This window comes from Hoeflea sp. EC-HK425 (assembly GCF_902498795.1).
Lineage (GTDB): Bacteria > Pseudomonadota > Alphaproteobacteria > Rhizobiales > Rhizobiaceae > Hoeflea > Hoeflea alexandrii.
Genome location: NZ_LR701572.1, coordinates 2,427,435 through 2,448,414, shown reverse-complemented (window position 1 = coordinate 2,448,414; position 20,980 = coordinate 2,427,435). Strand labels below are relative to the sequence as shown.

Annotated in this window: 16 protein-coding genes; 9 read left to right on the top strand and 7 right to left on the bottom strand. The window is 62.9% G+C overall.

What is annotated here, in order from left to right; translation table 11 throughout:
• Positions 1–8 precede the first annotated feature (8 nt).
• From SPHINGO391_RS14625 to bchF, 7 genes are read right to left on the bottom strand one after another with little or no spacing between them, the layout of a single operon-like run.
• Positions 9–1,451: a BCD family MFS transporter gene (locus tag SPHINGO391_RS14625; protein WP_152009518.1), complete on the bottom strand. Its 1,443-nt coding sequence runs from the start codon at positions 1,449–1,451 to the stop codon at positions 9–11.
• Positions 1,448–2,149, bottom strand: coding sequence for a magnesium protoporphyrin IX methyltransferase (bchM, locus tag SPHINGO391_RS14620; protein WP_152009517.1), 702 nt, complete (start codon positions 2,147–2,149; stop codon positions 1,448–1,450). The genes SPHINGO391_RS14625 and bchM overlap by 4 nt, the downstream gene beginning before the upstream one ends.
• A gap of 9 nt (positions 2,150–2,158) precedes the next feature.
• Positions 2,159–3,073 carry a ferredoxin:protochlorophyllide reductase (ATP-dependent) iron-sulfur ATP-binding protein gene (bchL, locus tag SPHINGO391_RS14615; protein WP_152011573.1) on the bottom strand — a complete coding sequence of 305 codons (915 nt, stop codon included), beginning with the start codon at positions 3,071–3,073 and terminating at the stop codon, positions 2,159–2,161.
• 26 nt (positions 3,074–3,099) lie between these two features.
• The gene (locus SPHINGO391_RS14610; RefSeq protein ID WP_152009516.1) at positions 3,100–6,855 is read right to left on the bottom strand and encodes a magnesium chelatase subunit H; all 3,756 of its coding nucleotides are present in this window, start codon (positions 6,853–6,855) and stop codon (positions 3,100–3,102) included.
• Positions 6,830–8,425, bottom strand: coding sequence for a ferredoxin:protochlorophyllide reductase (ATP-dependent) subunit B (bchB, locus tag SPHINGO391_RS14605; protein WP_152009515.1), 1,596 nt, complete (start codon positions 8,423–8,425; stop codon positions 6,830–6,832). Before bchB ends, SPHINGO391_RS14610 begins: the two co-directional genes overlap by 26 nt.
• A gap of 3 nt (positions 8,426–8,428) precedes the next feature.
• Positions 8,429–9,730: a ferredoxin:protochlorophyllide reductase (ATP-dependent) subunit N gene (locus SPHINGO391_RS14600; RefSeq protein ID WP_152009514.1), complete on the bottom strand. Its 1,302-nt coding sequence runs from the start codon at positions 9,728–9,730 to the stop codon at positions 8,429–8,431.
• Positions 9,727–10,233 (bottom strand): 2-vinyl bacteriochlorophyllide hydratase, encoded by a 507-nt coding sequence (gene bchF, locus SPHINGO391_RS14595; RefSeq protein WP_152009513.1) that lies wholly within the window; start codon positions 10,231–10,233, stop codon positions 9,727–9,729. The genes SPHINGO391_RS14600 and bchF overlap by 4 nt, the downstream gene beginning before the upstream one ends.
• 273 nt (positions 10,234–10,506) lie before the next feature.
• Between bchF and SPHINGO391_RS14590 the strand changes: the two genes are divergently transcribed.
• The 9 genes from SPHINGO391_RS14590 (at position 10,507) to SPHINGO391_RS14550 (ending at position 20,941) form a co-directional block, all read left to right on the top strand.
• The gene (locus SPHINGO391_RS14590; protein ID WP_152009512.1) at positions 10,507–11,520 is read left to right on the top strand and encodes a hypothetical protein; all 1,014 of its coding nucleotides are present in this window, start codon (positions 10,507–10,509) and stop codon (positions 11,518–11,520) included.
• 85 nt (positions 11,521–11,605) lie between these two features.
• Positions 11,606–12,961 (top strand): transcriptional regulator PpsR, encoded by a 1,356-nt coding sequence (gene ppsR, locus SPHINGO391_RS14585; RefSeq protein ID WP_193217297.1) that lies wholly within the window; start codon positions 11,606–11,608, stop codon positions 12,959–12,961.
• 98 nt (positions 12,962–13,059) lie between these two features.
• Positions 13,060–13,950, top strand: a complete 891-nt coding sequence (gene chlG, locus SPHINGO391_RS14580; RefSeq protein WP_152009510.1) for a chlorophyll synthase ChlG — start codon at positions 13,060–13,062, stop codon at positions 13,948–13,950.
• A 25-nt stretch (positions 13,951–13,975) separates the two neighbouring features.
• Positions 13,976–15,358 carry a BCD family MFS transporter gene (locus SPHINGO391_RS14575; protein ID WP_152009509.1) on the top strand — a complete coding sequence of 461 codons (1,383 nt, stop codon included), beginning with the start codon at positions 13,976–13,978 and terminating at the stop codon, positions 15,356–15,358.
• Positions 15,359–15,363: 5 nt separating this feature from the next.
• Positions 15,364–16,593: a geranylgeranyl diphosphate reductase gene (locus SPHINGO391_RS14570; protein ID WP_152009508.1), complete on the top strand. Its 1,230-nt coding sequence runs from the start codon at positions 15,364–15,366 to the stop codon at positions 16,591–16,593.
• Positions 16,593–16,871 carry a hypothetical protein gene (locus SPHINGO391_RS14565; RefSeq protein ID WP_152009507.1) on the top strand — a complete coding sequence of 93 codons (279 nt, stop codon included), beginning with the start codon at positions 16,593–16,595 and terminating at the stop codon, positions 16,869–16,871. The genes SPHINGO391_RS14570 and SPHINGO391_RS14565 overlap by 1 nt, the downstream gene beginning before the upstream one ends.
• A 191-nt stretch (positions 16,872–17,062) precedes the next feature.
• Complete coding sequence (bchE, locus tag SPHINGO391_RS14560; RefSeq protein ID WP_152009506.1) at positions 17,063–18,700, top strand: magnesium-protoporphyrin IX monomethyl ester anaerobic oxidative cyclase; 1,638 nt, start codon at positions 17,063–17,065, stop codon at positions 18,698–18,700.
• Complete coding sequence (gene bchJ, locus SPHINGO391_RS14555) at positions 18,697–19,383, top strand: bacteriochlorophyll 4-vinyl reductase (RefSeq protein WP_152009505.1); 687 nt, start codon at positions 18,697–18,699, stop codon at positions 19,381–19,383. The genes bchE and bchJ overlap by 4 nt, the downstream gene beginning before the upstream one ends.
• 313 nt (positions 19,384–19,696) lie before the next feature.
• Complete coding sequence (locus SPHINGO391_RS14550) at positions 19,697–20,941, top strand: efflux RND transporter periplasmic adaptor subunit (protein WP_244615202.1); 1,245 nt, start codon at positions 19,697–19,699, stop codon at positions 20,939–20,941.
• The last annotated feature ends 39 nt before the right edge of the window (positions 20,942–20,980 follow it).

Here is a 20,980-nt window from a genome sequence, read left to right as displayed (position 1 = left end):
GCGGCGCTTCAGCCGGGCATTTCTGCCAGTCCGAAGCGTGGGCTCCGGGTTTGATTGGGGATTGAGCGGCGGGCGGCGAGCGGCCCGAGAGCCGCGAGCGCCGCAAACAGCAGCCCGATTTCGAGGTGATAGACAACGCTGTACCCGGCAGCCGGTGCGCTGAGCGCGGCACCGGGCTCAGCCCCGGCCACAAGGCTGTTGACGCCGTCGCGGATCAGCCCGCCGGCGGCAAGCCCGAGCCCGATGGCCGTTGCCTGAACCGCGCCCCAGGCGCCGATGGCGAGGCCATTGTCGGACTTTTCCGCGATATCCATCGCTGCCAGCATTGTGCAGACGGCAAACAGACCTCCGCCAAAGCCGATGATACCCGCGCCAGTGCGGAACAGGTTGGCTGCATGAAGCGGCTCGGAAAAGATGATCGCCGAAAAACCGGTAATGCCCGCCACCAGCCCGAGGGCTGCCAGCCGGTACATGTTGGCACCCTTCTGAAGGGCGCGGCCGGCATGGGCGAAGCCGAGCAGGGTGCCCGCGGCCCAGATCGCCGTCAGCAGCGTCGTCTGGCTCACCGAAAGCTTGAGAACCTCGCCGCCATAGGGCTCGAGCAGCACGTCCTGCATCGAGAACGCGGCTGCGCCGAGCGCCACCGCGACCAGCAGGCGGATGGTTCCCTTTTCCTTGCGGTAGGCGGCAAAGGCCTCGGAAAAACGCGGTGTCTCGCGGTTGTGCCTGGTCGCCACCGGGTTGCGCGGCTCCTGTTTCCACAGGCAGATGACGTTGAGCACAACGGTGACGACGGCGGCGCCCTGAACCACCTTGATCAGGATCAGAGGCGAGTAGTTGCGCAAAAGGATGGCGAAGACGATTGAGGCGATCAGCATGCCGACCAGCAGCATGACATACATCAGCGCCACCACCCGCGGCCGGTTTTCCTCCGCCGACAGATCCGTGGCGAGCGCCAGCCCGGCGGTCTGCGCCATGTGCATGCCCAGCCCCGTGAGCAGGAAGGCCAGCAGCGCACCCGCAGGTCCCGCCCACTCCGGGCCGGTGGTCTGCGATTGCAGCAGCAGAAGAGCGAATGGCATGATCGCCAGCCCGCCGAACTGCAGGATGGTGCCAAGCCAGATATAGGGCACGCGACGTACCCCGAGCGCGGATTTGTAGGTGTCGGACCGGTGGCCGATCAACGCCCGGAACGGGGCGGCCAGCACCGGGATTGCCACCATCAGCGCCACCAGCGAGGTGGGCACGCCGAGCTCGACGATCATCACCCGGTTGAGCGTGCCGGTCAGAAGCACCGCAGCCATGCCGATGGACCACTGGAACATCGACAGCCGCATCAGCCGGCCAAGCGGAAGGTCCTCGGTCGCCGCATCTGCAAACGGCAGATAGCGCGGACCGAGCGACTTCCATGTGTCGAGCATCTTGCGGTTGGCTGTGGCGACGATCTTCATGAGCGGACGAGCTCCTGTGCCTCGGAGATGTAGAATCCGCTCGAAATCCGCGCGGTCTCACCCCGGCTCCAGTCCTGCATGTCGCCGCGTGCAAGCATCCGGTTCATCATCTGGTCGATCACCACCGGATGGATCAAAGGCGAGCGGTCGCTGCGCGGAAACAGGCCTCCCAGCTTGTGCATCGCGGCAAGAAACCCGGTACGCGGGGCAAGCGTGAACACCATCTTCCGGCTGGTGCGTTGCGCCAGTCCGGCGATCGCAGCAGTGGCTTCATCGCCGCTGTAGTGAATGAGCGCATCCATCGACACCACGGCATCGAAGTCGCCATGTTCCGGCGACAGCATGTCGCCGGCGGTCAGGCGCACCGATCCGCCATTGCGGATCGCAGGCAGGGCTTCGTTTGCGTGTTCGATCATCTGCGGCGAGAGGTCGACGCCCAGCACATCCGCACCGCGGTGGGCCAGCTCGATTGCCAACGGCCCGGCGCCGCAGCCGGCATCGAGGATGCGCCAGCCGCTCAGGTCTTCGCCAAACCGGTCGAGGATTGCCTGGCGCATGGCATCCCGTCCCGCACGCACCGTGGCGCGCACACCGGACACCTTTTCGGTCGAGACCAGCCGTTTCCAGGCGTCGAGCGCGGTGCGGTCGAAATAGGTCTGGATCTCATCCCGGCGCTTGATGTAGGCGGCGTCCTGCATGGTCCTGTCTCACTCGAAACCGAGGAAATCGAAGATCTCCCGGTCCTTCATCGGGTTGGCCGAGAGCTCTTCCGTTCCGGCCCACAATTGCTCGGCAAGCTTCATGTATTCCTGCTGGATCGACACGATCTCCGGATCGTCGCCCATTTCGAACAGGGTGCATTTTTTCAGCCGGCTCCTGCGCACGGCGTCGGAGTCGACGATATGGGCCAGCCGCTTGAGGCCGATCGCCTCGTTGTAGCGGTCGATCTGGTCGGTTTCGCGCGAGCGGTTGGCGATGACGCCGCCAAGCCGCACGTCGTAGTTTTTCGACTTGGCCTTGATGGCGGCGACGATGCGGTTCATGGCGAAGATCGAATCGAAATCGTTGGCGGCCACAACGACGGCACGCTCTGCATGCTGCAGCGGAGAGGCGAAGCCGCCGCAGACAACGTCGCCGAGCACGTCGAAAATCACCACATCGGTGTCCTCGAGCAGGTGATGCTCCTTGAGCAGTTTGACCGTCTGACCGACAACGTAGCCGCCGCAGCCGGTGCCCGCGGGCGGGCCGCCGGCCTCGACGCACTGCACGCCGTTGAAGCCCTCGAACACGAAGTCTTCGGTCCTGAGTTCCTCGGGATGAAAATCGACACCTTCGAGCACATCGATCACCGTCGGGATCAGGCTCTTGGTCAGGGTGAAGGTGGAATCGTGCTTGGGGTCGCAGCCGATTTGCAAGACCCGCTTGCCCAGCATCGAAAACGCCACCGACAGGTTTGATGATGTCGTCGACTTGCCGATGCCGCCCTTGCCGTAGATGGCGAAGACCTTGGCCTTGCCCGCGTCCATTTCGGTTTCCAGATGCACCTGGACGCTGCCGTCGCCGTCACCATTGCCATCCAGGCCTGCGGCCTGCTTGAGCTTGGCGGTACGTGCCTCGTCCATGATCGTGCGCGGGTGGGTAAAGAGATTCATTCTGCAGCCTCCACGGACAAGCCTTCGGCACGATCTTCCATTTCCTCGCCCGCAGCGCAGAGCGCGGCCCAGGTATCGTCGTCCGGTGTCCAGTAATTTCTGTCTTTTGCCTCGATCAGGCGGTTGACCATGCGCAGCGATGAAGCGGGGTTCATCTCCGAAAGCCGCCGGCGCATTGCCTCATCGAGAATGAAGGTTTCGCTCAGCTTCTGGTACACCCAGGGCTGAACGTCGCCGGTGGTCGCCGACCATCCGACCGTGTTGGAAATCTGCGCCTCGATCTGGCGCACACCCTCGTAGCCGTGGGCAAGCATGCCCTCGAACCATTTCGGGTTGAGCGAACGCGTGTGGGTTTCCAGCGCCACCTGTTCACCAAGTGTCCGGACCTTGCCTTCGCCCTGGGTCTGATCGGAGATGAACACCGGCAACTGTTTGCCGTTCTGGGCCAGTGAAACCGCTTTCGAAATCCCGCCCAGCGTGTCGAAATAATGATCGATCGTGGTCACGCCTAGTTCGACCGAATCGAGGTTCTGGTAGGCCATGTCGACCTTGGCAAAGACATCGTTTAGCAGCTCGACCTGCGCCGACGACTTGCCCTTGCGGTCGATCGCAAAGCCCTTGCGGCTTGTGTAGGTGTCGGCGATTTCCTGGTCGTCGGTCCAAGCGCTGGAGCCGATCAGGAAATTCACGTTGGCGCCATAGGCACCATCCGCATTGGAAAACACCCGGTAGGCAGCCTGCTCGAGGTCGCAGCCATGCTCGGCGGCATAGGCGAGCGCATGCTTGCGTATGAAATTCATGTTTTCCGGCTCATCGGCCACTGCCGCCAGGTAGGAAGCCTCGGCCAGCATCGAAGCCTGCAGCGGCAACAGATCGCGGAAGATCCCCGAAAGCGTCATCACCGCATCGATCCGCGGTCGCTTGAGCTCGTCGAGCGGGATCAGTTCGGCGCCACAGACCCGGTTGTAGGCGTCTAGCCGCGGCCGTGCGCCCATCAGCGCCATGGCCTGGGCCATCGGGCTGCCCTCGGTCTTCAGATTGTCGGTGCCCCACAGCACGATGGCGATGGTTTCGGGCAGCATGCCGTCGGTTTCGAAATAGCGCTCCAGCACCTTGGCCGCCTGCCGTGCACCGTCCTTGACGGCGTAGGCGCTTGGAATGCCGAACGGATCGAAGCCATGAATGTTGCGCCCGGTGGGCAGCATGTCCGGTGTCCTGAGAAGGTCGCCGCTGGGCGAGGGTGCCACGAAGCGGCCGTCGAGCGCGGTGATCAGCCCGTCGAGTTCACGGTTGTTGGCAAGATTGGCATTGGCCCGAACAAGCCGTACGATCAGCGCGTCGGCCTCGTTGCCGCCGCGTGCGGCATCGATGGCCGCAGTGTCGAAATCGGCGATGGCGTCAATCACTTCCGCTGCGGGCGATTGTGTCTCGTCGGCCTCGGCGATCTGGGCCAGCATCTCGCGCCGCTCATCAATGTTCATGGCGCGGCCGGCCACGTGCAGCCCGTGCGGGATCAGCGTATATTCGAGCTCAAGCATGGCAGCCGTCAGTTGCGCCACATAGCGTTCGGGATCGTCAGCCGGCACCGCACGGTTGAGCTCCAGCTGCCCGGCCTGGATCATGATCAGCTCGAACGCCTCGGTGCGTTCCTCGGTCTGGCTTGCATCCAGATTGCGCAGCCGGTCGAGCGAGGATTTGAGTTCGCTCAGGCCCTTGTAGAGCCCGGCATTGGTCACCGGCGGGGTCAGGTAGGATACAAGCGTTGCCGCCGACCGGCGCTTGGCAATCGTGCCTTCGGACGGGTTGTTGGCGGCATAGAGATAGAAATTCGGCAGATCCCCGATCAGCCTGTCCGGCCAGCACTTGCCCGACATGCCCGACTGCTTGCCAGGCATGAATTCGAGCGCGCCATGGGTGCCGAAATGAAGAACCGCATCGGCGCGGAAATTGCGCTTGAGATAGGTGTAGAACGCGGCGAACGCATGGGTCGGAGCAAAGCCCTTCTCGAACAGGAGCCGCATCGGGTCGCCCTCATAGCCGAAGCCCGGCTGGACTGCGACAAGCACATTGCCGAACTGCCGGCCGAGCACGAAGATCGACTTTCCGTTGGTGAAGATACGGCCTGGTGCAGGCCCCCATTGCGCCTCGATCTCGTCGAGGTGCTTCTCGTTGCGGACATGATCGTCGGCGCTCACCAGCGCATGCACATTGGCCAGCGCGCCATACTGCGCGGCATTGCCGTTGAGCACCATGTCGCGGAGGTCGTCAACGCTTGTGGGAACCTCGATCGTGTAGCCTTCGTCCCGCATCCTGAGCATCGTCGCATGCAGCGATTCAAACACCGAGAGGAAGGCTGCTGTGCCCATGTTGCCGGCGTTTGGCGGGAAGTTGAAAATCGTCAGCGCGATCTTGCGGCTGGCACGTTCGCTCTGGCGCAACGTCACCAGCTTTTCGATCCGTCCGGCCAGCACTTCCACCCTTTCGGGATGCGCGCTCATGCAGGAGCGGCCCTTGGGGCAGGTGCCGAGATTGCGGGCACAGACGCAAGGCTGCGTTCCTGACGCATTCTCGGTGCGGCCGCCGAACACCATGGTGCCGGTGGCGCCGTCGAGTTCCGGGATCGCCACCATGATGGTGGTCTCGATCGGCATCAGGCCGCGGTCGGATTCCTCCCAGCGCTCGATTGACTGGAACTCGGTCACATGCGCCGCCACGTAGGGTACGTCGAGTGTTGCGAGCGTCTCGGCGGCGGCTGCGGCATCGGAATAGGCCGGGCCGCCGACCAGCGAGAATCCGGTCAGCGACAGCATCGCGTCGATCCGGGTTCCGGTCTGTCCGCCCGACAGGAAGGCCTCGATCGGGCCGCGCATGTCGAGGCCCGAGGAAAACACCGGCACGACATTGAAGCCACGGCGTTCAAGCGACCGGATCACGCCGTTGTAGTGGCCGGTGTCGCCCGACAGGATGTAGGAGCGCAGCAAGAGCAGGCCGATTGTGCCCCTGGCGCCGGGCTTGAGTGGCAGCGCCTTGATCCCGGCGCTGACCCGGCCCTTGATGTCGGGGTGATAAACACCCTGTTCGGGATACTCGATCGGCGCCTGGGCTGTGACCTTGCCGCGCAGGGCGCGGCGCTCGCCATCGGCGTACTTGTCGACCAAGAGCCGCACCAGGTTGGCGATATTGGCGTCTGATGCGGCAATCCGGTACTGCATGGCGATGAAATAGTTGCGCACGTCCTGCGCGGTGCCCGGGATGAACCGGAGCAGTTTCGGCAGCCGCTTGAGCATCGCCATCTGGCGCTCGCCTGCGGTCCGGCCGGTGTCCTTCTTGTCCTTGGACCGATCGCCGCGCAGTTTCTTCAAAAGGGCAAGCGGCCCCTTCTGCTCGCCGTCCATCTTGAACCGGCCCATCGAGGTGTTCTTCATGATCTCGCCGGTCGACATGCAACACATCATTGCGTCGCAGTGATCGCGCCGTGCCGCGAGTGACGGCCCGATCGCCTTGACGTGTTCCTCGATGAACAGCATCGAGGCGACGATGATGTTGCCCTTGGCGATGTCGTCCTTGCAGGCCTGCAATTTGTCCGGATTGTCATTCCAGTCGGTCGCCGCGTGCACGCTCAGGTGCAGATTGGGCAGTTCGTCCGCAAGCATCCGCCGCGCATCATCCACCGCTGCCGACATGTGATTGTCGAGCGTGATCAGAACCACATTGACTGGAGCGGTGTTAACGCCCGAAGTGTGCTTTGGCATCGTACAATGTCTCTATGGTGATCGGATTGAGCCCGTTTTGGGCCGCGTAGGATTCGGTGTTGCGCCGCGCCTTTCCGCGGACGAAGAAGGGGATCTTGCGCAGTTCGCGCTCGGCGTCGCTGGTCCAAGCCGGCTGGTCGTCGTTGGCGGCAGTTGAGGCCGCGGTGTCGGGGGCGGGGGTCTCGGCGTGTGTTGCGGGCCGTTCAGCCTGCACGTCGGGCTGGTGGGCGCCTGCCGGCCCGCCATGGCTCAGATGCGAGGACCCGGCATCGTCATGGAACTCGAAATCGCCACGGAACATCTGCAGCAGGTGCTCTTCAAGCCCCATCATCAGTGGGTGTACCCAGCTGTCGAAGATCACGTTGGCGCCTTCAAAGCCCATCTGCGGCGAGTAGCGCGCGGGGAAATCCTGCACATGCACCGGGCTCGAGATCACCGCGCAGGGCAGCCTGAGCCGCTTGGCGGCGTGGCGCTCCATCTGCGTTCCCAGAACCAGTTCCGGTTGCGCGGCAATGATGGCGTCCTCGACATCGAGGTGATTGTCAGAAATCAGCGGCTCGACGCCGTATTTCGCGGCGGCCTCGCGCACATCGCGGGCAAATTCTCGCGAATAGGTGCCAAGCCCGCAGACCTTGAAGCCGAGTTCTTCGGAAGCGATCCGGGCTGCGGCGATGGCATGGGTGGCGTCGCCGAAGACGAACACCCGCTTGCCGGTGAGATAGTTGGAATCGATCGAGGCCGAGTACCAGGACAGCCGTTCGGCACCGGTTTCAAACAGTTCGGACGGCACCGAAACGCCCGCGACCTTGGCTACCTCGGCGACGAAGTCGCGCGTGGCACCGACGCCGATCGGAACCGTTGTCACCATCTCCTGGCCGAACTGGCGCTTGAGCCAGCGGGCCGCCGTATCGGCGATTTCCGGATAGAGCACGATGTTGAAATGGGCCTGCGGGATCCGGGCAAGATCGGCGGGCGACGCGCCGAGCGGCGCAACCGTGTTGATCCGGATGCCCAGCGATTCGACCAGTCGCACCACCTCGACGATGTCGTCGCGGTTGCGGAAGCCGAGCGAGGATGGGCCCAGAATGTTGCAGCTTGCCTGCTCGGGGGCAGTTTCGGGCTTGCCGGCGCCGCCGGCGAATGCCCGGACCAGCCGGTAGAAGGTCTCGGCAGCCCCCCAGTTTTCCTTCTTCTGGTAGGACGGCATTTCCAGGGGCACCACCGGAACGTTCAAACCCAGCGTCTTGGCCAGTCCGCCAGGATCGTCCTGGATCAGCTCTGCTGTGCAGGATGCTCCGACCAGGAGCGCTTGAGGCTTGAACCGGGCCACCGCGTCGCGCGCGGCGGTCTTGAAGATTTCCGCGGTGTCGCCGGAAAGATCGCGCGCCTGGAATGTTGTGTAGGTCACCGGCGGGCGCTTCTTGTTGCGCTCGATCATGGTGAACAAGAGGTCGGCATAGGTGTCGCCCTGCGGCGCATGCAGCACGAAGTGGACGTCGCGCATCGAATTGGCGACGCGGATGGCGCCGACATGGGGAGGGCCTTCATAAGTCCAGACGGTCAGCTCCATGGCTCAGCTCCCCACTTTCAGAAGCTCGCGCCGCATCAGCGGCCGGGCAATCAGCTCGGCCAGGTCGCCGGCCTGCTCGTAGCCCTGCAGCGGCGTGAAGACGAACTCGATCGACCATTTGGTCGACCGGCCCTCGGCCTCGAACGGATTGCCAAGACCCATCCCGCAGATGATCAGGTCCGGATTGTCGCTGTGCACCCGGTCGATCTGCCGCTCGACATCCTGGCCCTCGCTGACACGCACAGTGTCGGGCAGCAGAGCCAGCTCGGCGCCAACCACGTCACGATTGAGATAAGGCGTACCCACCTCGACGATCGATGTGCCCATTTCCCGTGACAGGAAGCGTGCCAGCGATGGCTCGAGCTGCGAATCGGGAAACAGGAACACCGATTTGCCCTCGAGCACCGGGCGGTAGCGCGCAACGGCGCGGCGGGCGCGTTCGCGACCCGGCGCGGTGATTGCGTCGAATTTGGCTTCCGGTACACCGAAGCTGTCGGCAATGGCGCGGTACCAGGCCGTTGCGCCTTCTTCGCCAAGCGGGAAGGGGGCCGCAATCCTTTGTGCGCCGCGGCGTTCAAGCGCCTGGGCGCAGGCGCCGACCCAGGGCTGGGCCAGGATGAACCGTGTGTTGGGGCCGACCGGCGGCAAAGTGGTCGAGGAGCGCGAGGGCAGGAACCGGACCGGGCCGACACCGAGGCCGTCGAACACCCGCATCATCTGGTCTTCCACGACATCGCCGAGCGCGCCGACAACGACGAGAGAGGCCGCAGCATCGGCTGCTTCAGCGGGCATTTCCGGGACCAGGGCTGCGAGGAAATTGTCCTCTCCCTGGGTAAAGGTCGTCTCGATGCCCGATCCCGAATAGGCCATCACCCGGCAGGCGGGCGAATGCTCGCCATTGAGACGGCTGGCCGCGCGCGGCAGGTCGAGCTTGATCACTTCCGACGGGCAGGAGCCGACCAGAACCAGAAGCTTGATCTCGGGACGGCGGGCCAGAAGCCGGGTCACCACCTTGTCGAGTTCGTCATTCATGTCGGCCATGCCGGCAAGGTCGCGCTCGTCGATGATGGCGGTGGCGAATCGCGGTTCGGCGAAGATCATCACGCCGGCTGCCGATTGCATGAGGTGAGCGCAGGTACGCGAGCCGACGATCAGGAAGAAGGCGTCCTGCATCTTGCGGTGCAGCCACATGATCGAGGTTAGGCCGCAGAACACTTCATGCTGACCGCGTTGCTTGAGCACGTCGCGGGCCGGTTTGGCGGCGGTGTCGGAACAGGCGGTGCTGGCGTCAAATATTGTGGTCATGCCGAAGCCTCGATGTTTGAATGGGAGGAGGCGTCCAGGCGTGCCAGACGGAATTTCCAGAGGAACTGTCCGGCATTGACGACGTAGGAAACATAGGCGGCGACGGCCAGAGCCATCAGCTGCCCGTCAGAAAGCAAGCCGCCGAACAGCGCCGCCAGATAGGCGGTGTGCAGGGCGAGCACCAGCATCGAGACCATGTCTTCCCAGAAGAACGGGCGGGCGAAGAGATAGGCGCCGAACACCTCCTTCTCCCAGATCGAGCCGGTGACCATGATGGCGTAGAGCGTCATTGTCTTGATGACGATCGAGGCATGGGCGGCCATCAGCCAGGAACCGGTCAGCCACCAATGCGCGATAAGGCCGACGGAAATCGCAAAGACCAGGAACTGGATTGGCGCGAGAATGCCTTGAACCAGAGTCCAGACCGATTGGTCGCGACGGATGCGCTCTTCAACCGAGTAGAGACCGACTGGATTTTCGCTGAGCGAAACATGCGCATTCATCTGGCTCTATCCCTCTCCACTCGAGACCCCGATGTGAAGAGGTTAGTCACAGAATTTGAAAGTGTCAATTTTAATTGACGTCATATCAGGTTTACAAAGGGAACAATTCGTATCATTCTCTTCATGCCACAGCGGGAGAGACTCCATGACGGAGATCCGGTTGGTCTGGGTTCAAGGGCAGGTGCATTTTCAACGCCCCTGCTGCCAGATCCAACCCTCTTGACGGACTGCGTGGGTGCCGCGGATCGGAGCGGCCGGAAAGGTTTCGGGGTCATGAAAACAGATCCGCAAGTCCCAGGTACCGCCAGTGTCGGCGGAGTTTCCGGTGCGTTGAAGCAAGAGCGGGCCGGTAACGACCTGTACAACATCATCGAACGCGTCGTGGTGAAGACCTGTTTCAAGGGTGGTCTTCCGGGGTCGGGATCAAGAGATGCCGGTGCCGCAGGCCAGTCCGGTCCATCCGTCGCCCCCACCATCAACAGGACCGGTCATCCATGTCCGGACGCGAGTGTCGCCATGACATTATCCCAGTCCGAAGACCAGCTCTCCGGCGCCATGCCGGGTTCCTCCGCAATGGAGGGTGTCAAACGGTTCATATCGGTCCTCGACAAGATCTATGCCAAGGTGCTCTCGGACGGCGAGTTCGATTACATCGGCTTCATGCGGGCGCGCTCCCTCGGACCTTCCGAGATGCTCGACCTCCTGGAAGCCTGCGCGGTTCGTTTGGGCGAGGAGTGGGAGTGCGACAGCCTCGGCTTTGCCGTGGTCACGGTCGCCACTTCGCGGCTGCAGCGCATATTGGCGCGGTTGAGCCAGGATAACCGTTGTTTCGAACGCTCTGCTGGTGATCGTTCGATGCTGTTGCTGGTGCCGCGCGGCGAAACACATCTGTTTGCCGTCAGCCTGATCGAGGAGCGTTTCCGCCTTCGGGGCTGGGAAACCAGCATGATCTTTACCGACCGTATTCTGGATTTGTCAGAGGTGATGAGGTCCGGTGATTTTCAGCTGGTATGCATTGCATGGCTCGACAATAGGCTTAAGAATCGGGTTGAATCCGTTCTGCAAGCAATTCACACGTCCGTAAATCGGGAACGGACCTGTGTAATCGCTGGCGGGCCGGCTGCTGCGGAACACTCCCAGTGGCTGGTAGAACGGGGCGTTGAAAAGGTTTGCAGCAATGCCCAAATCGCGTTAGAGACAGCGGAGAGGCATGGCGCAACTCGCATTTCGGCGCAAATTGCGACGGGAATAAACGGCTCCCTGTTGGAACCGTTGCGAAGTGCCTGATCGGAAAATGGAACAACAAACCTCCAGGACACTCCACCGAACCTTTGAAAAAACCCTTCAAGCGTTCGCGGACCTCCCGCCTTCTGTGTCGCTCACCATGGCGTCGCTCGGTGGTGACGTGACTCTCCTGGTCGACGCTTCCGGATCCATTATCGATGTTGCCTACCTCGACGCGGCAATCCAGCGATTTGGTGTCGAGGACTGGCCCGGACGGGCCTGGACCGATACGGTCACCGGCGAAAGCGTCGACAAGATCCGCAATCTCATCGATGAATGTGCCAAGACCGGCGCCAGCCGTACCCATCAGGTCAATCACCCCGGCGCCCGGGGCTCGGATCTGCCGATTGAATACGTGCTCCGCCGCATCGACGGTTTTCCCTATCTCGTGGCGTCGGGAACCGACCTTCGCAAGTTTGCCGAAGTCCAGCAGCAATTGATTCAGGCCCAGTTCGAGCTGGAGCGGGAATATCGCCGCGTGCGCGAATCCGAGGCCCGCTATCGCGTCATCTATCAACGCATGGATGCCGCACTTCTGGTCGTTGATGGTGAGACCCGGCGGATCATAGACGGCAATGCCGCCGCCGGCAGCATCTGCGGTGTAACCCTGGACAAGATGGTCGGAGACACTCTGGTCTCCCTGGTCCAGCGCGATGGTCGCGAGCGCTTGATGGAGGCCCTGGCCGAATCGCGGTCGCTTGGGCAGAGCCGAACGCTGGCAGTCTCCGCGTCATCCGACGGTTCCGCGATCGAACTCAGGATCAGCCCGTACCGCGAAAACGGCAAGATCAATTATCTGGTCTCCATTTCCAGCCAGGTCGAGGAAGATTATCCCACCCGCAGTCTTACGGCTGACAAGTGGGGTTGGACCGAAGCCGTGCCCGAGGCCCAGATCGTGATCGATGCGAAGGGCGCCATCCACTCGGTCAATGGCCGCTTTCTCGACATGATCCATCTGCTCAGCCGCAGTCTTGCCGTCGGGCGCAATGTCAACAACTGGCTTGGTGCCTCGAGTGTTGACATGCAGGTTCTGTCCAACCGGCTGCGCGACGAAGGCGAAGTGCGCCAGTTCCTGACCGTGGTGCGTGACGATATGGGTGCCAGCAGGCCCGTCAGGCTGTCGGCGACACGCATCGACACCGGCGGTGATCCGCTCTACTCGGTCATCGTTACGGAGCAGGGCACGCGGGAAATGCCTGCCGCCGCGAAAGCCAATGGCGTGCATGGGGCCACGTCGGATTTCTCGGAGCTGATCGGGCGGGTGCCGCTCAAGGAACTGATCCGCGAATCGGCCGACGTCATCGAGAAACTCTGCATTGAGGCGGCGCTGACCCAGACCGAAAACAATCGGGCCGCCGCTGCGGATCTTCTCGGCCTCTCCCGCCAGAGCCTGTACCTCAAGCTCAAGCGCTACGGGCTCGAGGACTACACCGGCCGGGCCTGAGCCTGTCTGCTTGGTCCGTCGCCAACTGTAAAATAACATTTACACTGTCAATTTGAATTGACGTTATCGCTTCCCGGTCATAGACTTTTGTCATGACCATGGCGCAAACAACTCCCGCTTCTCCCAGGGTGCCCACACCGGGTGCGGTGCTGGCCTTGCTCAAGCCCGTCACCTGGTTTCCGCCGATGTGGGCCTTTGCCTGCGGCGCGATTTCCGCCGGGCAGATCACCTCCGACCGATGGATCGCGGTGGGGCTCGGCGTTCTGCTCGCCGGGCCGTTGCTGTGCGGCACCAGCCAGGCGGTCAATGACTGGTTCGACCGCCATGTCGACGCCATCAACGAACCTGACAGGGTCATCCCATCGGGCCGTATGCCTGGGCGCTGGGGTCTCTGGGTGGCGATCTTCAACTCCATCCTGTCGATGATCGTTGCCGCCTTGCTTGGCACGACCGTCTTTGTCGCCGCAGCCATCGGGCTGGCGCTCGCCTGGGCCTATTCGGCACCGCCGTTCCGGCTCAAGCGCAACGGCTGGTGGGGCAATACGGCTTGCGGATTTTCCTACGAGACCTTGCCTTGGATCACCGCCGCCGCAGCGGCGTTGGGAACCGTTCCCAGCGGTGAGATCTTCATCATCGCGTTCTTGTACGGCCTTGGTGCACTGGGCATCATGACGCTCAATGATTTCAAATCGATGGAAGGCGACACCAAAATGGGTATCGCCTCGCTGCCGGTGCAGATGGGCGCCAGGGCCGCGGCCATGTTCGCCGGCCTGTCGATGATCGTGCCGCAGCTGGTGGTGGTTGGTCTGCTGTTGGTCTGGAGCCACGCCTGGTCTGCTGCGGCAGTCGGCGCGCTGGCCCTCGCGCAGGCCGTGGCATTGCCCCGTCTGGTTGCCGATCCGAAGGGCAAGGCGATCTGGTACTCGGCGCTCGGCGTCGGGCTCTACGTCACCGGCATGATGATCACCGCATTTGCGATCCGGCCCTGAGCCGGACCTGGGAGGGAGAGAGGCAATGGCTGGATACGCGGCAACGGGACAGAGCGGAGCCACTGCGGGCCTCGGCTGGCTCTCGATCGTGCGGCTTGGACTGGTACAGGCGTCGCTGGGATCGATCGTGGTACTCACCACCTCGGTTCTCAACCGCGTCATGGTGGTCGAGCTGATGCTTGCCGCCGTCATCCCCGGGCTCCTTGTCGGCCTACACTACGGCGTCCAGATTTCCCGGCCGCTGTGGGGGCATGGCTCCGACCGCGGCGGGAGGCGCACGCCCTGGATCGTTGGCGGTATCCTGTTGTTGGCGTTGTCGGGTACGGGAGCGTCTGCCACCACGCTGTTGTTCGGCGATCATTTCTGGCTGGCCATGGCGCTGGCGATCGGTTGTTTCGCCCTGATCGGGCTTGGTATCGGCGCTGCGGGAACCTCGCTGCTGGCCTTGCTGGCAAGCCGCACCGCGCTGCATCGCAAGCCTGCTGCCGCAACCATCGTCTGGATGATGATGATCGCCGGCATCGTCGTCACCGCGATCATCTCCGGCGCCTGGCTTGATCCGTTTTCCTTTGTCCGGCTGATCACTGTGACGGCGATTGCCGGAGCCATCGCCTTCACGCTGACCTGTGTCGCGATCTTCAATGTCGAACGCAACACCATGCCCGTCGACGGCCCGCCGGCGGCGCAGCGGCTCGATTTCCGCCGCAGTCTGGCTGCCACCTGGGGCGATCGTGATGCACGGCTGTTCACTGTTTTCGTTTTTGTCTCGATGCTCGCCTACGCCACCCAGGATCTCATTCTCGAGCCCTTCGGCGGATTGCTGTTTGGCCTTACGCCGGGCGAAACCACGCAGATTTCAGGTCTGCAGCACAGCGGCATCCTGCTTGGCATGGCAATGGTCGGCGTGCTCGGCTCGCTGTTTGCCCGGAAGAAGCCGCTTATTCTCAAGGCCTTCATCTTCTTTGGCTGTGTCGGCTCGGCGGTGGCGCTGGCCGGTCTTTCTCTGTCTGCATTGGTTGCGCCGGCCTGGCCGCTCAAGGCCAACATCTTCGTGCTCGGCGTCGCCAATGGCGCTTTCGCCGTCGCCGCCATCGGCGCGATGATGATGCTGGCCTCGGGCGGCGACGGTGCCTCCGAGGGCATCCGCATGGGTGTCTGGGGCGCCGCCCAGGCAGTCTCCTTCGGCCTCGGCGGCTTTCTCGGCACCGTCGCAATCGACGTTACAAGAGCCCTGACCGGCGACACGCCCTTGTCCTTTGCCGTTGTCTTCGGACTTGAGGCCGGTCTGTTCGTCGTCGCCGCGGCAATCGCGCTTCTGATCAGGACACCGGCGCACCGGCAGCCCGGCCTTCCAGCCCGGGAGCGGGTGCCTGAACCTGCCCCCTCCTACGCAATTCCAGCGGAGTGAAGATCATGCATTTGAACACCCATGATGCACCACGCGACCATGTCGCCCCGACCCATTATGACGTGATCGTCATCGGTGGCGGCCCCGCCGGCGCGCGTGCGGCCGAACGGCTGGCCGCAGCCGGACGAAGCACCTTGCTGGTCGACAAGGAGGGCCGCACCAAACCCTGTGGCGGGGCCATTCCGTCCAATGCCATGGCGCAATATGCAATCGCGCCCGAGCAGATCAAGGCGCGCGTTCGCGGTGCCCGGATGACCGGCCCGAGCGGAGTTCAGGTCGGCATGGAGATCGGCGATGTCGGCCATGTCGGCATGGTCGACCGTGACCAGTTTGACCCTTATCTTCGCGAACGTGCCCGGCTTGTCGGGGCAGATTATCGCGCCGCGAATTTCGCCTCGCTCGAACACCGGGCCGACGGGCTGGTGGACATCAAGCTTGCCAAGAGCAAGGATCGCGACGCGGAGACGCTGACGGCCTCGGTGGTGATCGGCGCTGATGGCGCCAATTCGGCCGTGCGTCGCGCGATCTTCGGGCCGAAGTTGCGCCCGCCCTATGTGTTCGCCTATCACGAAATCGTCCGCTCGCCGGCGCCGGGTGCCAACAAGGAATTCGATCCTACCCAATGCGAGGTGATCTATGACGGCGAGATCTCGCCCGATTTCTATGGCTGGGTGTTTCCGCACGGGCCCTACACCAGCGTCGGCTGCGGTTCGGCGGTGAAGGGCTTCGATCTCAAGGCCGCCACCCGTGAACTGCGCGAGCGCTTTGGTCTTGCCGACGCCGAAACCGTCCGCGAAGAGGGCGCGCCGCTGCCGCTCAAGCCGATGAAGCGCTGGGATGACGGCAGGAATGTGCTGCTGATCGGTGACGCGGCAGGCGTGGTGGCACCCTCCTCGGGTGAGGGGATCTGGTATGCCATGCACACCGGTGATCTTGGCGCCGAAGCCGCCATTAAGGTTCTCGAGACCGGCAATGCCAAGCATCTCGCCAGCGCCCGCAAGCGTTTTCAGAAGGCCCATGGCAAGGTCTTCCTGGTGCTCGGCTTCATGCAATGGTTCTGGTATTCGAGCGACAAGCGCCGCGAGAAATTCGTCAAGATGTGCGCCGACAAGGACGTCCAGCGGCTGACCTGGGAAAGCTACCTCAACAAGAAGCTGGTCCGAAAAGATCCGATGGCCCATGTCCGCGTGTTCCTCAAGGACATGCGCCAACTGCTCAGACCGGCAGCGCACTGATGTGGCCGGACTGGGTTATCACCTTCGTCGGTGACGGCCGGATCGCGCTTCTGGCTCTCGCCGTCATCGGCTTGGAAGCGGTGCTCATCCTGGTCTTCATGCGCTCTCGCGCGCGTGTCGGCTCGCTGATCCTGACGATGGCCTCGGGTGCGGGCCTGCTCGGCGCTCTCTATGCCGCGCTGTCGGGCGCGTCAGCGGGCATGATTGCCGTCTGGCTGGTGCTGGCGCTCCTCGCCCATGCGTCCGACATGGGGACGCGTCTTTTCCGCAATACCTGACAAGTACGGAATGTCCGCAATTCAAGTGCCGGTGCTGCCTCTGCTTCAGGCTCTGCGAGCTGTTCAGCCGTGCTTGGCGCGTCATCTCTTCAGCCTCCCGATCCAAATGCTGCCGATGTGTTGATCCATGTCAAAAATAAATGACACAAGTTATGTCAATTTAACTGGACATAACTTGATGGGAGGCCAGCATGCGCATTGTACTCGTTCATCCGAACTATCACTCGGGCGGCGCGGAAATCGCCGGCAACTGGCCACCGGCCTGGGTCGCCTATCTGGCGGGCCATCTCAAGGACGCGGGCTTCACCGACATCCACTTCATCGATGCGATGACCAATGATCTCTCTGACGAGGATCTCGCATCCCGGCTCACCGAACTCAAGCCCGATGTGGTCGGTGTAACCGCCATCACGCCGTCGATCTACAAGGCGGAGAGGGTGCTTGAGATCGCCAGGGAGGTGGTGCCCGGTGCACTCAGGGTGCTGGGCGGCATTCACGCCACATTCATGTACAAGCAGGTGCTCTCCGAGGCACCCTGGATCGACGTCATTGTTCGAGGCGAGGGCGAGGAAATCTTCCGTGAACTGATCCGCACCGTCGCCGAGGAGCGCTGGCCCGAGGGAAGGGCGGCCATCAAGGGCCTCGCCTACATCGCCGATGACGGCAAGATCGTGGCTACCCAGGCTGCGCCCACGGTCAAGGATCTTGATGCCATCAACCCGGACTGGACGCTTCTGGAATGGAGCAAGTACATCTATGTGCCGCTCGGTGTGCGCGTTGCCATCCCCAACATGGCCCGCGGTTGCCCGTTTACCTGTTCCTTCTGCAGCCAGTGGAAATTCTGGCGCGACTACCGGGTGCGCGATCCGAAGAAGGTGGTCGACGAGATTGAAAACCTGGTCAACAACCACGACGTCGGCTTCTTCATTCTTGCCGACGAGGAACCGACCATCAACCGCAAGAAGTTCATCCAGTTCTGCGAGGAACTGATCGCCCGCGGTCTGCCTGACAAGGTCAAGTGGGGCATCAACACCCGCGTCACCGACATCATGCGCGACAAGGAACTTCTGAAGTTCTACCGCAAGGCGGGCCTCGTCCACATCTCGCTAGGTACCGAGGCCGCAGCCCAGCTCAAGCTCGACCGCTTCAACAAGGAGACCAAGGTTTCCGAGAACAAGGAGGCCATCCGGCTCCTGCGCGAGGCTGACATCTTCGTCGAGGCGCAGTTCATCGTGGGCCTGGAAAACGAGACCGCCGAGACGCTCGAGGAAACCTACCGCATGGCCTGGGACTGGCAGCCCGATCTTGCCAACTGGGCCATGTACACGCCCTGGCCGTTCACGCCGCTGTTTCAGGAGCTGGGCGACAAGGTCGAGATCTTCGACTTCGAGAAGTACAATTTCGTCACACCGATCATGAAGCCCGAAGCCATGGACCGGGCCGAACTGCTCGACCGGGTGATGAACAATTACCGCCGCTTCTACATGCAGAAGGCCCTGTTCCATTACCCCTGGCGCGGCACCGGCTTCCGGCGCAGATATCTGCTCGGATGCCTCAAGGCCTTCCTCAAGGCTGGTTTCGAGCGCAAGTTCTACGATCTCGGCAAGGCCAATTACTGGGGACCTCAATCCAAGAAGGGCGTCAACTTCAATTTCGACCGCACCCGCAAGATCGCACCGGCGCAGATGGAAGACTGGGCCGCCATCCATGACCGCAAGGTGGCGCTTGAGAAGGCCCGCGCCAGGCTCAGCGACGACGACACCGGCAAGGTGATGGCCTGCGGCGGCGGCACCGAGCAGATGGAGGAAGGCCGGGAGCCCGCGCAATGAGCGATGCGACAAGCCCGGTTCTTTCTGGAGCGGCAGCGGAGCAGCTTGCAGGGCCTGGCTTCTCGGACATGGGTGAAGAGGCGCTCGAACTCAGTATGGACGCCCCGTCACCGCATGCCGTCCACAAGGTCGGCCCGAATGCCGTCATCCAGACCCGGCTTGCCCTGATCGACATCTGCGGCGCCAAACGAGCTCGTGCCCTTTTCGCCCATGCCGGGGTGATCGACTGGTTCGATCTTCCGCCTGACAGCATGGTGCCCGCCGAGCCCGTAAACCGGCTCAACATGACCCTGTTCCAGCAGCTTGACCGCCCGGTTTTTGAAATGCTGATGGCGGATGCCGGCACACGGACCGGGCACTACATCCTGGACAATCGCATCCCTCGACCGGTTCGGAAACTGCTTGAGAACCTGCCGGCGTGGCTTGCGGCAAGGGCGCTGCTCAAGGCGATCCGCGCCCATGCCTGGACCTTTGCGGGAAATGCCCGGGTCACTGTCAAGCCGGGCCACCCCGCAACAATCGAGATCCGCGCAAACCCTATCTCCGTCCCCGGCTGCCCTTGGCATAGGGGCGTGTTTGAAATGCTGTTTTCCGGGGTTCTTGGTAAACCCGTCCGCGTCGATCATTTGACCGCCTTCGATGGCCAGCCATGCGACCGGTTCATGGTTCGCTGGAACCACTGACCCGGCGGTCCCGCGCGCGCTCCCTGACTGTGCAGCCCTGGTGGGCGATCTCGCTCGCATCCTGAAGGGCTTGTCCTGCAAGCCGCTGGAGCCAGCGCATGCAGGACCCTTTCGGACGCTGTTTTCCGCTGCACTGCAAAAAAAGACCCATTTGACGGTCTATTCTCAAAAATTGCAGATGCCGTTCTCGCATCACGCGCTATGTTGTCAATCGACCGACCCGACACCGCCCCCGATTACGGGGACATTGGCCAGGGAAAATTGGGATGTCGCACGCGAAACCAGATCGCGGCCATTAACGGAAGTCACGACTTTGAAGCTTTGGAAACAACTCGTCTTCTCGCTCGTCCTTGTCGCTGCCGCCTTTGTGACATGGTCCTGGGCCTATCCCGGAGCGCATGATGTCCTGGTCCGCAGCGGGCTTGAAAAGATCTCGTTGTTTGCCCCCGACGCGGATGGTCAAGACAAGGCATCTGCCGGTGCGCCGGGCGCCGGCGCTTCAGGCCGCCCACACGGCGGTCGGGAGGCAATCGTTATCGTCGCGCCGGTCAGTGAAGGTCTCGTCAACGACCAGCTCACCGCAATCGGCACCGGTCAGGCGGTTCGCTCGGTTTCGGTGCGCACCCTGGTCTCCGGCCAGATTGCCGACATTCCGGTGCGGCCGGGCGGCAAGGTCGACCGTGGTGACGTGCTGATCCGCCTGGATGCGGCACAGGAGGAACTCGCCGTCGAGCGTGCCAAGCTCACTGTCAATGACGCCCGTGCTAAGGTCGACCGGCTGCAGAGCCTCGTTGCCAGCAGTGCGGCTTCGAGCGTCGAGGCCGATCAGGCGCAGAATGCGCTGGATGCCGCAGAAGTCGCCCTGCGCGAGGCCGAACTCAACCTCGCCCGGCGCACAGTGACCGCACCGATCAGCGGCTCGCTCGGCATCCTCGCCGTCAACGCCGGTGACTACGTCACCAGCCAGAGCGAGATCGCCAGCATCGATGACCGCAGCCAGATCCTGGTCGAATTCTTCGTGCCCGAACGCTTTGCCTCGGGCATGGAAATTGGCAAGGAGGTGATCGCGACTGCCAGTTCCCGCCCGGGCGAGCGCTTCACCGGCGCCATTTCAGCAGTCGACAACCGTGTCGACGAGGCGAGCCGCACCTTGCGTGTGCGTGCCCAGATCGCCAATCCCGACGACACGTTGCGCGCCGGAATGTCATTTGAGGTCAGTATCCGCTTCGAGGGGGACCGATGGCCCGCCGTCGACCCGCTCGCGGTCCAGTGGGATTCGGCCGGTGCCTATGTCTGGAAGGTCACCGACAGCAAGGCCGCGCGCGTCGACGTCGCCATCATCCAGCGCAATTCCGATTCCGTGCTGGTCAAGGCTGACCTGAGCGCGGGCGATGAAGTCGTCACCGAGGGTGTGCAGAGTGTCAGGCCCGGTTCCACCGTGCGGATCGTGGGCGGCAGCCAGCAGCCGGAGAACAGCGGTGCGTCCGAGGGCGCGGGCGAGGAACCGACAGCGCAGCGTTCAACCACAGGCAAGACCGGCAGCGGGAGCGGCGCATGAGCGGCTACAATGATGACCTGACGGACCGGGAACAGACCA

Excerpts from the sequence above, each read along its gene's own strand:
- SPHINGO391_RS14600 (WP_152009514.1), bottom strand. The coding sequence starts at position 9,730 with ATGACCACAATATTTGACGCCAGCACCGCCTGTTCCGACACCGCCGCC.
- SPHINGO391_RS14570 (WP_152009508.1), top strand. The coding sequence starts at position 15,364 with ATGCATTTGAACACCCATGATGCACCACGCGACCATGTCGCCCCGACC.
- chlG (WP_152009510.1), top strand. The coding sequence starts at position 13,060 with ATGGCGCAAACAACTCCCGCTTCTCCCAGGGTGCCCACACCGGGTGCG.
- SPHINGO391_RS14625 (WP_152009518.1), bottom strand. The coding sequence starts at position 1,451 with ATGAAGATCGTCGCCACAGCCAACCGCAAGATGCTCGACACATGGAAG.
- SPHINGO391_RS14590 (WP_152009512.1), top strand. The coding sequence starts at position 10,507 with ATGAAAACAGATCCGCAAGTCCCAGGTACCGCCAGTGTCGGCGGAGTT.
- SPHINGO391_RS14610 (WP_152009516.1), bottom strand. The coding sequence starts at position 6,855 with ATGCCAAAGCACACTTCGGGCGTTAACACCGCTCCAGTCAATGTGGTT.
- bchE (WP_152009506.1), top strand. The coding sequence starts at position 17,063 with ATGCGCATTGTACTCGTTCATCCGAACTATCACTCGGGCGGCGCGGAA.
- bchB (WP_152009515.1), bottom strand. The coding sequence starts at position 8,425 with ATGGAGCTGACCGTCTGGACTTATGAAGGCCCTCCCCATGTCGGCGCC.
- bchL (WP_152011573.1), bottom strand. The coding sequence starts at position 3,073 with ATGGACGAGGCACGTACCGCCAAGCTCAAGCAGGCCGCAGGCCTGGAT.
- bchF (WP_152009513.1), bottom strand. The coding sequence starts at position 10,233 with ATGAATGCGCATGTTTCGCTCAGCGAAAATCCAGTCGGTCTCTACTCG.
- bchM (WP_152009517.1), bottom strand. The coding sequence starts at position 2,149 with ATGCAGGACGCCGCCTACATCAAGCGCCGGGATGAGATCCAGACCTAT.
- SPHINGO391_RS14565 (WP_152009507.1), top strand. The coding sequence starts at position 16,593 with ATGTGGCCGGACTGGGTTATCACCTTCGTCGGTGACGGCCGGATCGCG.
- bchJ (WP_152009505.1), top strand. The coding sequence starts at position 18,697 with ATGAGCGATGCGACAAGCCCGGTTCTTTCTGGAGCGGCAGCGGAGCAG.
- SPHINGO391_RS14575 (WP_152009509.1), top strand. The coding sequence starts at position 13,976 with ATGGCTGGATACGCGGCAACGGGACAGAGCGGAGCCACTGCGGGCCTC.